Here is a 12626-nt window from a genome sequence, read left to right on the forward strand (position 1 = left end):
TGTTCATCTGCGCCCAGGTGGTGCAGCATGAAATTACCTCGCCGCAAATGCAAAATCTGTAATGAGTGGTTTTATCCCGCTTACCCCAATATTCGCTGGTGCAGCCCCGAGCACGGAACAGCTCTAGCTATTCAACTGCATGAGAAAAAGAAAGCCAAAGAACGTTCTCAGGAACACCAACAGCAACGCCAGCAGCACAAAAAAGAGCGTGCTCTCTGGCGTCAGCGTAAAGATGCAGTAAAACCCCTCAAGCACTGGATTGATTACACCCAAAGAACGGTTAACGATATTTGCCGCGAAACGGCTCTGGCGAACGGTGAGGGCTGCATTTCTTGCGACACTCACAATGCCAACGCATGGCACGCCGGGCACTACCGGACGACCGCCGCCGCTGGTCACCTTCGCTTTAACCGCATCAACATCAACCTTCAATGCGACGTCTGTAATACCCATAAATCCGGGAATATCGAAGCTTATCGCGCAGGGCTGGTTAAGAAATACGGTGAAACTGCCGTCCAAGAGCTGGAAAACAACAATACCCCGCACCGCTGGACAGGCGAAGAGTTGAAGGCAATCAGGCTCGAAGCGCTGGCAGACTTACGCGCCCTGAAAAAAGCGCAGGAGGCTGCATGACTAATTCTTACTGCGAATCCCTCACGACTCAGCGCAATGCACCATCCCATTATTTAAAAGAGGTTGGTGACCAGTGGCGAACGCCGGATCCGCTTTTCTGGGGTATCAATGCGATGTTTGGCCCGTTGATGCTGGACCTGTTCGCTGATGATAGCAACGCAAAATGCCCTGTCTGGTACACGGCAGAAGATAATGCGCTGACACAGGACTGGTCGGAAATGCTGGACTTAATCGGTGGCGCAGCCTTTGGCAATCCACCGTATAGCCGCTCTCAATACCACGAAAAGCAAGCCATCACTGGCATGACTCACATCATGAACTACGCAGCAGCGCAACGAGAGAAGGGCGGCCGCTATGTTTTCCTGGTGAAATCCGCAACGAGCGAAACGTGGTGGCCGGAAGACGCGGATCATGTCTGCTTTATCCGTGGGCGAATTGGTTTCGATCTGCCTGTCTGGTTTAACCCTGCCAACGACAAACAAAGGCCGACCAGCGCATTTTTCGCTGGTGCCATAGCTGTGTTTGATAAGACCTGGCGAGGCGAGAAATTCAGCTATATCAACCGCACCGAACTGGAAGCGAAAGGCTACGCATTTATGGCGCTGGCACAGTTTGCTATTGATAAGAAGGTGACCGCATGAGCCGTGACGCAATAGAGCGGATCCGCTACCGCTGGATGAAGCTTCGCCTTTGCCGTCATCGCGGCACTGTATTGGTTGACTACCGCATACTGAAAAACTTTATACGCACCTGCCAGATCCGGGGAGAGACAGCATGACTCCAATGCAACGCCGTAGACATAATGCGGCCCTTAATGAGGTTGCCCTGGCTACGCATAAGCGCTATCTGGGGCGGGCAAAACTCTTGACCGGCATACAATCAGGCTGGATTAAATCATTGCTTACCGTATGGGGTGATACCATGCGCGGTGAGGCTGCGCCCCGATTACCAAGAAGCCATGAGTGCTGGCGAGTTATCAGAGGAGAACGCTGGTCTGATAAATCACTTGAGCGCTTTACTGCGGCAATTAAGCAGGCGAGGGAGGAAGGTTATCGCGGTCAGCATGCGTTAAATAGAGCACACGCAATTTTATGGCCGAAACCCACTACCAGCATAATAGATACCGCTATAAGAGATGATGATGCGGATTTCGTTGAGGAGTGTGTGTTAAAGGCATTCGACATAACGGATCCGGTTTATATCGTAGGGATGAGTTTTTACACCACTCGTAAAAAAGTCGCGGATATTGCCCGTGAGCTGGAGCGGGCAGCTCCATGGCTGACGTTCAAGATGGCAAAGGATCGTGTTAACTGGTGCTTGCAGGTATTTCAGGCGAAAACATTTTTGTCAGCCCGGCAAAGCCTGAAAGCCCAGGAAGATTAATGTCCAAGAGCCCACTTAAGTGGGCTTTTATGGGGCTTTGCAGGTAACGTTAGCTGCCTTTCGGGTAAAAATCACTTAAATAATGAGTAAACAGATAGTCCAAACTCACGCGCCAAATCATTTTGCTTCCGGTCATGAAGTATCTTCTGACAAAGGTTAAATCTAGGGCTAAATAACTTCCGCAAATTTAGGCTGCTTAATTTCTTGTGTAACAGATGAAATGGTTTGCGCCCTTTGCTTGAGAATAGCTTTCGTCTCATGATAATGCTGGGCTGTGGCCGTTTCGATGAAGTCCACATCATCACCAGCGATCTCAAAAACGGCATTTTTGATGTCATTCAGACTTACATTGAAAAACTCTTTACGTCTGTTAATAAGGTTAGTGCGTTGGTCATTGAAGCGCTGATGAAGTTTATTTTCCATAGAGGGGGCATCCTCGCTGAAGATCATCGCATGAACATCAAACAAAAAAGGCACTGAGGCGCTACCTAGTTCATCTACACGATCTTGTGGGTCAAGGCGACGCGTCATACCAATTTTGAAAACATCCTCACCAAAAGAACCAATATTAGATATAATGTAAACGTGTCCGCGCTTAGTTTGCTGAGCCATAGAAAGCGCTTTTTGACCTTTTAGTAACGCCTCTTCGAGGGCATTTTCCAATTCCATAACTTTTTCTTGGTGCTTTGCAGCTTGCTCGGCAGTCATTTGGGCTAGCTTCGACTCCATTTCTTTACGGGCTCTATCCAAGGCTTTTGTGGCGCGACGCTCTTCTTCCTCAGCTTCACGAAGTGCGCGTTCGATTTCAGCTTGCGCTCGTTTTTCCTCAGCCATCTGAGCGCGGATTTCTCGCTGCTCTTCGCGTTCTTCTTGTTTTCTCAGGCGATATTCATGGGTAAGGTGTAGTTCATCAATTTTCATATCTAAAAATGCGCGATTGATATAAATCTGGTTAACTTCATTCATCTTATTCAGTGCATCGAATGCTTTATAGATTCTTTGCTCCATCTGATGCACGTTTTTGAATGTGCAGTTTGCAATAGCTGCATCACATTCACTATTGAATGCTCGGGCTGTCATTTGAATTCCGCGAGTGGTCATTTTACGACCTTCACTTTTGGAACCACCTACCGTCCATTCGGTTGGGCAGTGAATTGCACCAAATTTAGTTTTGTCACGCAGCAGGTTTTTTTGTCGATCACGACATGCTTTGATCGCATCCTGAAAACTAGTCGAAGTATCAAAATCAAAGTGTGGTGCATAGAAACCCATGTCGGCAAATTCCATATCATCTCTATAAATTGACAGGGCTTCTTCCAATTCATCGTAAGTTATTTTTTTCTCGCGGTAGGAGTTGCGTAGTTCGTCGATCTGTTGTTCAATTTCTGCGCGTTTGGCTTTTTGTGTTTCTACAGAGGCCAGCGCCTCGGCATTCATGCGCCTGGATGCAATGCGAGCATCAGACAAAAGATCTTCTGCGCGTAAGGTAATAGATTTTGCATCAGCATTACTGGCAACTATTGTACTGGCCGCTTCAACTTTCGCTTCATCCAAAATTCTCTGTGAATCAGCTTCGAGCTCTTGTGCGGCTTGTTTGGCGATACTCACAATGCGATTTGCTTCGGCTTCAGCATCGGCAATTGTTGCGTAACGTTCAAGGCGAGCAGACTTTTCAGCAGAATCAGCTTTAGCTGATTTTAATTTTATTATGCTAACCACGAGCATGCCTAGAACAACGATGAACAATACCGCCACGATAATTGAGTAATACATTAATTCCATTAACTTATCCCCATGAGTAATTATTTGATGCGCATGTTATTTTTTATCTGTTTTGTTGCTATTTTTGCGAATGTGATTCCCTGGCGCCACCTCATCCGAAGGGGGCGAATTAAGCTCTGGCTTATTAATAAAGGTAAGCGAGACTGAAGCTATTGCATCCACCATGGACTGAAGTTCTTTTACCCGCTCAGCTACAGCTTGAATCGATACGGGACTAGTCTTGTTATTATTATGAATCTCTAACCAGCGCTGAATCGCAGCAATTATTTCAGCGTTGATTGAGCGATGGTTTTCGGCAGCTAACTCAGTAAGTTGTTGTTTTATCTTTGCTGGCATACGCACATTAAATTGCGGGTCTGTTCTGGCCATGCCTACTCCTCATAAATTTTTTGACATAGTAGAACGGTGATAGTACGCTTTCAATGGTAGCACGGTAATATAACGGAGGTGGGATGATAGGAGCACGTAAACTACCGCAGTTTAACCTGCGATGGCCGCAAAAAGATCTCGACTTGATAAGGAGGGTGGCGGAGGAAAATGGATGCTCAGCAAATTCAGAAATTTATCGGAGGGTGATGGAAAGCCTGAAGAAAGAAGGTCGGAGCACTGCTTAAAAGTTGAAGCCCCAACTACTTGCGATAGTCAGGGCTTCGGTATCAACAAACCACCTAGGAATATTGACATGACAAGTTTAGCAATAGCAGATCGTACAATCAACGTGCCTTTTCATGGCTCAAATCTTTTTATGGTTAGCTTCAACAATGAACCTTACGTACCGATGAAACCAGTCGTTGAAGGTATGGGTATGGTGTGGGCTGCTCAGTTTGTTAAGTTAAAACAGAGGTTTGCTAAAGGTGTTTCGGAAATCGAAATACCTTCCGCTGGTGGTAAGCAAGCGATGACATGCCTTGCTTTTCGTAAGTTTGCAGCTTGGCTTTCCAGTATTAACCCCAACAAAGTTCGCCAGGAAATCCGAGAAAAGGTAATTCAGTACCAGGAAGAATGCGATGATGTTCTTTACGAATACTGGACGAAGGGCGAAATCAAAAAACCTCGAAAAGCCGTGAAAACGCTACCAGGTAAAATCACCGCCGATCAGCAAGAAGCTATAAAGCAGTTAGTTCTGACTCGTGGACATGCGTTACCGAAGGAAAATCAGGCGCGAGCCATTATCACGATGTGGTCGTCGCTGAAATCTCACTTTGGTTGCAGCTATAAGGAAATCAGCGAAGAGCAGTTCACCGAAGCGCTTTCAATCGCTGCACGCGTAACGCTTGAGGGTGAACTGATTCCCGCTCAACAAAAATCAGTTACTCTTTCCGCGCCGGGACGCTACCAGTTGCTGCAAACGATTGAGGCAAATCAGGTGGTGGAAAGCCAGCTGATAGGCCCAAATCAATTCTGCGCCACTAAGGACGAATTCACCTCAATGTTGCGGTGGTGCGGATACGTGGTGACACGCCCTGAAGACCTGATGAAGCTTACGGCCGTAGAGCTGACCGAGTACATCCAGAAGTGCATGGTAAGGCGTAGAGAATGGCTCTCTACCCAGAATGCATAACACCGTATTTAGCAAATCGTGCTTATTTTTCAATTATCAGTTGATTTCAGGTCTAAAAATTAGATAATTCCTTCATGCTTGGCAGAGCTGCGCCACTCGGCAGCGACAAAAAGCGACAATTTGAATATAACGAGAACCCCGCCAGCGCGGGGTTTTTGCTTTCCGGCGATACGACAGGGGTATTCGCGAGATGCATTGCATCAGTACCCCTGTCACATCGTCGTATTGCAACTTAAACCAACCAAAAACGGTAGGTTCCATATTTGTTAATTTAAGGTAAAAAGTTGCCGTGAAGTTACCTGGTCAACCTCCAGACCGGGGCGGAAGTTGTCAGCCAGAGATGGAGTTAAAAGGCCGCAGACCACGGTATGACAAGCCAACGGTCTTCCGAAGCAATTCGGCTTCACGAACATTCACATTTATTTGTACTAAACATACTTTCGCCTGCTCGCTGCAGGCTTTTTTTTACGGATGACCTCTTTAATCATATGGCATGAGAGTGGTATTTGACTGCAAAACAATTTGATAATAAATTGTTAATGTGGTGAATCCCCCTATGCGGAGGGGCATTGCCAGTCTGATATGTTTTTTTGCGCATTGCGAGTCGTCTGTGGACTGGCGGCGACTTACCGGGAGGCACCCGGCACCACACCTAATAAAAAATGATGATAGCTGTAAGGCCCACTTCGGTGGGCTTTTTCTTTGGGCAAAAAAAAAGCCCGCATGGTTTCATGCAGGCAAGGCAGTTACATTTAGATTTTGTCCCGGTATATGTTTTTTTGTCCGGAAGTCGAAAGATACTGTCTCGAATACATTTTGTAAATAACGGATTCAAATCACAAGGCCATGCATTTGCATGGCTTTTTTCATTTGTGCCGCCAGAACGTCATTCACTCTGTGCTTTGTCGTTAATCCATCTGGCGGCCTTTCTAATTTCCCCTCGCACTGAGAGGACTCACAGCAATAGAGGGGGCTAAATGTCCGATCCTGTTTCTGCCACAACGATAGCGGCTGGTGGACTGTTCGGCGCCAGCCTATTCGGCCTGGCAACTGGTATTGATTACGGCGTGGTATTTGGTGCGTTTGCTGGTGCGGTGTTCTATGTCGCAACGGCGGTGAATATTAGCCGCATAAAGCTGGTGAGCTATTTCATCACTTCATTCATATTCGGTGTGATTGGTGCTCCTCTGCTGGGGTCGTACTTCTCAAAGTGGACTGGTTACAACGACAGGCCGCTTGATGCACTCGGCGCCGTAATCGTTGCAGCTATAGCCATTAAATTGCTGACTTTCGTAAACAGTCAGGACCTGGGTAGCCTGTTTGGGATTCTCTCTCGCTTACGTGGAGGAGGGACAAGCAATGGTAACAAGTGATCCGAGCGCAATCATCAATGCGGTGATCTGCGCTGTAATTGTTGTTGCGTTGATGTTCTACCGACGCGACGGTTCAAGACACCGCCCCATGATATCGCTGATGGCTTACTTCACTGTGCTGGTTTATGCCAGCATCCCTTTCCGTTTCCTGTTTGGCTTGTACGAGTCATCCCACTGGCTGGTGGTACTAGCGAACATTCTTATCTGCGGCGCGGTTCTCTGGTTCAGGGGGAATGTGGCGCGACTGGTTGATGCACTGAGGCACTGATGAATAAATCACAATTCCAGAAGGCGGCCGGTATCAGCGCCGGGTTAGCTGCGCGCTGGTTTCCCCACATTGATGCTGCGATGAAAGAATTCGGTATCACAGCTCCACTCGATCAGGCGATGTTCATTGCCCAGATGGGGCATGAATCGGGAGGCTTTACCCGGCTGGTGGAAAATCTGAACTATGCAGCAGATAGCCTTGTGCCTACGTTCGGTAAACACCGTATCACCGCCCAGCAGGCCGCCGCACTCGGCAGAACGGCAACGCAACCAGCTAATCAGCGAGCAATCGCGAATCTGGTGTATGGGGGCGAGTGGGGAAAAAAGAATCTCGGTAATCAGGTTGCCGGTGATGGCTGGAAATATCGCGGTCGCGGCCTGAAACAAGTTACGGGCTTGAGCAACTATCGCAGCTGCGGACAGGCGCTGAAGCTTGACCTTGTTACCCAGCCTGAGCTGCTGGAGCAGGACGAAAATGCCGCACGCTCCGCTGCATGGTTCTTTGCTACCAGCGGATGCCTTGTGTATTCCGGCGATGTTGAACGTATCACGATCATCATCAACGGCGGTAAAAACGGTCTTGATGACCGCCGTCGCCGCTTCAATCAGGCAAAAGCCGTACTGGTGGTGTGACATGCAATTGAGACTGTTTGTAGTTATTTCGGTTCTTCTTCTTTCAGCATGTGACTCCGGGCCAGAGCCAGCCAAATCAACGATGGTTGTTTCCTCTCAACTTTCTTCGGATGCTGACCGCATCAGAGTGACAAAAATGTCTGAATTTCGTGATGAGCTTGCATATGGGAGCTGGCGAGGTGTCTACCTCATTCAGGATAAGCAGACCGGACAGGAATACATCGGTATCAGCGGTATTGGAATTTCTGAGGTAGGTGCGCATAGCCAGATGGTTGGAAAAGTTTCGCAATCAGTAAGGGATGAACGATGAGCTTAGAAATTATTGCCGGACTGGTGGTTGTCATCCTAGGCGCCATTGCTGGAGCGTTCGGCATCGGCCACACACGCGGAACCAGCAAAGCGGAAGCCAAAGCCGAGCAGCAGCGAACCAAAGAGAACGCCGCCGCTAACGTCGCCGTGGCAGAACGGAAGGCGCAAGCAACTAAAGAGGCCAGCAATGTACAGCAGACTGTTAGCCATATGCCTGATGACGATGTTGATCGCGAGCTGCGCGAAAGATTTACCCGCAAAACCTGAAGTCATCGATACTGCCTGCAGCTGGGTGCGCATCATCTACCTGACTGACCACGATATCGATGTTCTCGACCGCCAGACAAAGCGCGACATTCTGGCGCACAACAAATCAGTGCAGGCTAACTGCCCGCAACAGTAAAGAGAGGAATGTATGACAGTAGTTCTAACAGCTAAACAGATTGAAGACCTCGCCGACTTTGCGAAAAAGGACGGACAACCGCAATACACCATCACTACCGGCACTATTCCTGAGTTTGAAGCTGAAGACGGTAGCACCATCCCGGAGTATCACGGTTTGATTGCCTATTCTGATTCGCTTGAGCATGGTGTTTTGCAACTGTGTGAGTAGGGCATTACAGGAGCCATTCTACAGAGTGGCTTCGATAATGCTGGAGGAATCTTATGGCAACGATTAGGGATTTATCCCGGCAGCTAAAGCAGTTGCAAAAGCAAATCCCTTTCGCTACGGCGCAGGCTATGACATCGGTAGTAAGGGATATCGCTGCAGCGCAAAAAGTGGCGCTGGGACGAAAGCTGGAATCGCCGACGCCTTTCACAGTTAATGCTGTGGGCTCATCGGGGGCCAGAAAGAATAACCTCCGCGCGAAAGTTTATGTGCGTGATATCGCCGCTGAGTATCTGGAGCCATTCGAGTTTGGCGGCGAGCATAAGCTGAACAGCCAGGCACTGCTCAACCCGAAGAACATCAAACTGAACAAGTACGGCAACATGCCGCGCAATAAGCTGTCGCAGTTGAAAGCGAAGCCCAATGTGTTCGTCGGTGAGGTCAATGGCGTAGATGCTGTTTGGCAAAGACGTAAACCAATGAAGGCGAAAAAGAAACGCGCTAAGCGCTCAGCAAATGGTACGCGTCGACCAAAGCGGAAACAGCGCGCTCCTAAGCTGCTGCTGAGGTTTGGCGATGCGTTGCCCGTAACGCCAGTGCTCGGGTACATGGACCGCTCACGGGCTATGGCGGAAGCATTGATGCCCGGTGCGCTGAGCCGTGCCATCGCAGAAGCGATCAGGACAGCAAAATAAGCAAGGTGATGAAATGTCGAAACAAAGGAAAAAGAAAACCACAGAATCTGCAAATTCTGCGGTTGGATGTAAGATTGATTCAGCGTGGCTGAATAGAGCGCAGAGAGAACTAATGCATTTACTGATTAATGCAGGACATTCTTAATTATCTCTTCGATATTTTTCTGGTGCTCAGTCGTAGAAGTGTCAATACCTTTTGCTATCTGGTTCAGCACTGTAACAATAGTGTCTCTGTTCATTACGTCCTGCTCCAGTAACTCAGCCGTTCGACGAAAAGAATCGGCTACCAAACCCTTTGATATACCAGCCTGTTCAGCGAACAGCAGCGACAGATGCACGGTTGCCGTTTGTTGTCCGGCAAGCATTGCTACGATGAGATCGAGTTGCTCTTTGGTCATAATCTTTTCCTTTAAGTGAAGCGCTCCACCTGCTCGTGGCGCGCCTCTTGAAAATACCCGACTCGATGTGGGCTTTCATCATCCGCTTACAAAAAATGGGTCCTTCCTGAGACTTTTGTAAGGCACGGGCATTGCGCGCCGCAGTGTTTTCCTAGCTACAGGTTTTCAAATTTGGGTAACAGGTAACAGTTACATTTTGTTTCATCTTCTGGTTTGTCACTGTTTATAAAAAACTTTCTCAAAAAAAATCTGTTACATGGGTTGTTACCTTTCTTCATGGGTAACAGATTTGGGTAACAGGTGCAGGTAACACAGAGGTAACAATGAACCAGTCGGATTTTGCAAAGCTCCACGGCGTCAGTCGTAAAACGGTCACGATGTGGAAAAGCAGGGGATGGCTGATCATGTCCGGTGATGACATTGATGTTAGCGCCTCGAATGCCCAGCTTGAAAAATACAGAAAAACAATTAACCGGACGGGTAAGGACAATACCGTCGTTCCCATTAAAAAGAATCCCATTCCGTTACCGTCTAAAGATAAAAATGCGGATGAAGGGGGCGATCCGTCACTGGAAAGTATTGCCAGGGAATTACTCCTGGAGAACGGGGCTGAGTTATCGCTGGATGAAGCGCGTCGTGTAAAAGAAAACTACTTAGCATTACTGACAAAATTAGAGTTTCAGCAAAAAGATGGTCAGCTCATTGAAATGACCGTAGCCGAGGAGGTTCTTTTCAACGCCTTTCGCCAACAGCGTGATGCCTGGCTCAACTGGCCATCAAGAGTGGCGCCGTTGATGGCTGCTGATCTTGGCGTGCCAGCGGACAGGATGACAGAGGTGCTGATTGAACATGTCCACAAACATATCTCAGTCCTCGGAGAACCAGAATTTAACCCGGCAGAAGACTGAGCGACTTCAGCTTAGTGCCAGAAAGGGGTGGATGCCGCCGCCGCGTATCAGCGTACCGCAATGGGCGGATGATTACCGAAAGCTGGCTAAAGAAGCGGGCAGCACCTCCGGTAACTGGGAGACCTCGACCGTAGAGATTGCCCGTGGCCCGATGCTGGCGGCGACCGAATCCGGCGTGCATGTCATTACGGTAATGTGCTGCACGCAGCTGATGAAAACGGCATTGCTGGAAAACCTGTTCGGCTATTTCGCTCACCTCGACCCATGCCCGATTTTGCTCCTGCAGCCGAAAGAAGAGGCAGCAGAGCAGTTTTCAAAAGAGCGTATCAGCCCACTGGTGCGGGTGACGCCGGTACTACGGAAAATCATCGGCGACTCAAAACAGAAGAGTTCGAAAGAAACCATCCTCTATAAAGCGTTTACCGGCGGATTTCTGGCGCTGGCTGGCGCCGGCAGTCCGGATAACCTGGCACGCCGACCTATCCGCGTTCTGCTGGCGGATGAGGTGGATAAATACCCGATTACCCGCGAGGGGGATCCGATCACCCTGGCGGAGGAGCGAACTGCAACGTTTGGCCTGACCTGGCTTTCTGTCCGCGCCTGTTCGCCGACCGTTGAGGACGAAAGCCGGATTGCCGACAGCTATGCCGAATCTGATCAGCGCCGGGCCTCTGTGGTTTGTCCGCACTGCGGGCATCGGCAGTTTCCGGATTTTTTCAAACACGTTCAGTGGCCGAAAGAGGGTGATAAACACCTGACAAAATCAGCCATGATCCACTGTGAGTGCTGCGGTGCAGGATGGTCTGAAGGAGAGCGCCTCCGGGCGTTACAAACCATTCGCTGGCACCAGACCCGGCCATTTGAGTGCTGTGGCTCACGCCACTCCCCGTTGCTTGAGTACGATCAGGTCTGGCGGGCGAATGATGAAAATAGCGTGGATGCTGTCTGGAAATGGTCAGAATCACCACGGCATGCAGTCTACCGGGCGATTTGCCCGGATTGCGGCAACGAGGCAGTCGACAACCACCACGCCGGCTATCAGGCCTCAAAACTGTTTAGCCCCTGGCAGAAAGATAAACCGTCGGATATCGCGGGAAAATATCTCAAGGCGAAGGGGGATCCAGATAAAGAACAAGCCTGGTGGAATACCCAGATGGGTTTGCCACACAGACCCAACCACGGAAAACAACTGCCGGTTGATATCTTACTGGCGCGTCGTGAAGTCTTCCCGGCTTCTGTTCCCGATGGTGTAGCGTTGTTAACTGCAGGCGTTGATACGCAGGATGACCGCTTCGAAATAACCATCACCGGGTGGGGCCGCGATGAGGAATCCTGGTCGGTTTCTCACGATGTTATCTATGGCGATCTGGAAACGGATGAACCATGGAAGCGTCTCGATGCGTACCTGAAGCAAATCTGGCGCCGGGGTGACGGTCGAGGTCTGAACATCATGGCGACATGCATGGACTCCGGCGGGCACCATACCCAGAAAGTCTACGAGTTTGCCAAAGAGCGCCTGGGTCGTCGTGTATGGGCGATCAAAGGTGAGTCTGCTCAAAGTGGCAGGCGTAACCCGGTCTGGCCGACAAAGCGCCCTTCGTCGAAAAGCAAAGCCAGTTTCCGTCCGATAATCATTGGTGTGAACTCTGCCAAGGATGTGGTGCGCGGAAGATTACATCTGGAACCTCCCGAGCCAGGAAAGCCTGCTGCAGGTTATATGCATTTTCCTGATGATCGTGATTTGGGGTATTTCAACCAGCTGTTGGCCGAACGACTTGTTTATAAAGTCACTGCAGGCCAACGTTACAGCATTTGGGACCCGATACCAGGTAGGGCGAACGAAGCGCTTGACTGCCTGGTCTACAGCTACGCCGCACTGTGTGGGCTCAAACATATGGGGTTAAAGCTCAATGTTCGGGCCTCAAACCTTGAAGCTAATCCTGATAAGTTCCTGCCGGCACTTGCCGTACCAGAAGAAAAAATCAGCTACGAGTTGCCCGGCGCGGTTATTGAAGAACCCGCGCCAGTTAAGCGTAAGCAAATCTCTAAACTCCTGCCGCAATAAGGAAAACCA

At 49.4% G+C, this 12626-nt stretch carries 18 protein-coding genes and 1 pseudogene; 16 read left to right on the top strand and 3 right to left on the bottom strand.

Translation table 11 applies throughout. The features are described from left to right. The first annotated feature begins 27 nt into the window (after positions 1–27). The 4 genes and pseudogenes from HV127_RS17115 to HV127_RS17130 all read left to right on the top strand — a co-directional run bounded on the left by HV127_RS17115 (position 28) and on the right by HV127_RS17130 (position 2016). Positions 28–633, top strand: coding sequence for a recombination protein NinG (locus HV127_RS17115; RefSeq protein ID WP_182237466.1), 606 nt, complete (start codon positions 28–30; stop codon positions 631–633). Then, a pseudogene (locus tag HV127_RS17120) lies at positions 630–1271 on the top strand (phage N-6-adenine-methyltransferase); the annotation flags it as partial. The gene HV127_RS17115 and the pseudogene HV127_RS17120, both read left to right, overlap by 4 nt. After that, on the top strand, positions 1271–1411 hold the full coding sequence (locus HV127_RS17125) for a YlcG family protein (RefSeq protein ID WP_182237471.1): 141 nt from the start codon (positions 1271–1273) through the stop codon (positions 1409–1411). The pseudogene HV127_RS17120 and the gene HV127_RS17125, both read left to right, overlap by 1 nt. Next, positions 1408–2016, top strand: coding sequence for a hypothetical protein (locus HV127_RS17130; RefSeq protein WP_182237473.1), 609 nt, complete (start codon positions 1408–1410; stop codon positions 2014–2016). The genes HV127_RS17125 and HV127_RS17130 overlap by 4 nt, the downstream gene beginning before the upstream one ends. 168 nt (positions 2017–2184) lie before the next feature. Here HV127_RS17130 and HV127_RS17135 read toward each other — a convergent pair whose 3' ends face one another. Both HV127_RS17135 and HV127_RS17140 read right to left on the bottom strand, forming a co-directional pair. Continuing rightward, the gene (locus tag HV127_RS17135) at positions 2185–3798 is read right to left on the bottom strand and encodes a DUF4041 domain-containing protein (protein WP_100663621.1); all 1614 of its coding nucleotides are present in this window, start codon (positions 3796–3798) and stop codon (positions 2185–2187) included. A 36-nt stretch (positions 3799–3834) separates the two neighbouring features. After that, positions 3835–4167 (bottom strand): Arc family DNA-binding protein, encoded by a 333-nt coding sequence (locus HV127_RS17140; protein ID WP_100663622.1) that lies wholly within the window; start codon positions 4165–4167, stop codon positions 3835–3837. Between the two features lie 83 nt (positions 4168–4250). Between HV127_RS17140 and HV127_RS17145 the strand changes: the two genes are divergently transcribed. From HV127_RS17145 to HV127_RS17190, 10 genes are all read left to right on the top strand, one after another. Beyond that, complete coding sequence (locus HV127_RS17145) at positions 4251–4412, top strand: Arc family DNA-binding protein (protein ID WP_100663623.1); 162 nt, start codon at positions 4251–4253, stop codon at positions 4410–4412. 68 nt (positions 4413–4480) lie between these two features. Next, positions 4481–5359 (top strand): phage antirepressor N-terminal domain-containing protein, encoded by an 879-nt coding sequence (locus tag HV127_RS17150; protein ID WP_345944654.1) that lies wholly within the window; start codon positions 4481–4483, stop codon positions 5357–5359. Between the two features lie 977 nt (positions 5360–6336). Further along, complete coding sequence (locus tag HV127_RS17155; protein WP_182237475.1) at positions 6337–6732, top strand: phage holin family protein; 396 nt, start codon at positions 6337–6339, stop codon at positions 6730–6732. Continuing rightward, positions 6719–7000 (top strand): phage holin family protein, encoded by a 282-nt coding sequence (locus HV127_RS17160; RefSeq protein ID WP_017145564.1) that lies wholly within the window; start codon positions 6719–6721, stop codon positions 6998–7000. Before HV127_RS17155 ends, HV127_RS17160 begins: the two co-directional genes overlap by 14 nt. Beyond that, positions 7000–7632, top strand: a complete 633-nt coding sequence (locus tag HV127_RS17165; RefSeq protein WP_182237477.1) for a glycoside hydrolase family 19 protein — start codon at positions 7000–7002, stop codon at positions 7630–7632. Before HV127_RS17160 ends, HV127_RS17165 begins: the two co-directional genes overlap by 1 nt. 1 nt (position 7633) lies before the next feature. Continuing rightward, a complete protein-coding gene (locus HV127_RS17170; RefSeq protein WP_182237479.1) occupies positions 7634–7942 on the top strand; it encodes a hypothetical protein in 309 nt (102 codons plus the stop codon). Beyond that, positions 7939–8208 (top strand): hypothetical protein, encoded by a 270-nt coding sequence (locus tag HV127_RS17175; protein ID WP_182237481.1) that lies wholly within the window; start codon positions 7939–7941, stop codon positions 8206–8208. Before HV127_RS17170 ends, HV127_RS17175 begins: the two co-directional genes overlap by 4 nt. Beyond that, complete coding sequence (locus HV127_RS17180) at positions 8165–8344, top strand: hypothetical protein (RefSeq protein ID WP_182237483.1); 180 nt, start codon at positions 8165–8167, stop codon at positions 8342–8344. Before HV127_RS17175 ends, HV127_RS17180 begins: the two co-directional genes overlap by 44 nt. A gap of 12 nt (positions 8345–8356) precedes the next feature. Next, entirely contained in the window at positions 8357–8554 is a 198-nt protein-coding gene (locus HV127_RS17185) for a hypothetical protein (RefSeq protein ID WP_142472155.1), read from the top strand. A gap of 53 nt (positions 8555–8607) precedes the next feature. Beyond that, entirely contained in the window at positions 8608–9246 is a 639-nt protein-coding gene (locus tag HV127_RS17190) for a hypothetical protein (protein WP_182237485.1), read from the top strand. Positions 9247–9371: 125 nt separating this feature from the next. On the opposite strand, the gene HV127_RS17195 is transcribed toward HV127_RS17190, so the two are convergent. Beyond that, positions 9372–9644: a hypothetical protein gene (locus tag HV127_RS17195; RefSeq protein WP_117254150.1), complete on the bottom strand. Its 273-nt coding sequence runs from the start codon at positions 9642–9644 to the stop codon at positions 9372–9374. Between the two features lie 323 nt (positions 9645–9967). Here HV127_RS17195 and HV127_RS17200 point away from each other — a divergent pair, with 323 nt between their 5' ends. Together HV127_RS17200 and HV127_RS17205 are read left to right on the top strand one after the other, a co-directional pair. Continuing rightward, positions 9968–10552: a hypothetical protein gene (locus tag HV127_RS17200; RefSeq protein WP_182237487.1), complete on the top strand. Its 585-nt coding sequence runs from the start codon at positions 9968–9970 to the stop codon at positions 10550–10552. Continuing rightward, positions 10494–12617, top strand: coding sequence for a terminase gpA endonuclease subunit (locus HV127_RS17205; protein WP_182237489.1), 2124 nt, complete (start codon positions 10494–10496; stop codon positions 12615–12617). The genes HV127_RS17200 and HV127_RS17205 overlap by 59 nt, the downstream gene beginning before the upstream one ends. Positions 12618–12626 lie beyond the last annotated feature (9 nt).

The organism is Klebsiella sp. RHBSTW-00215 (assembly GCF_014103785.1).
Taxonomy (GTDB): Bacteria; Pseudomonadota; Gammaproteobacteria; order Enterobacterales; family Enterobacteriaceae; genus Klebsiella.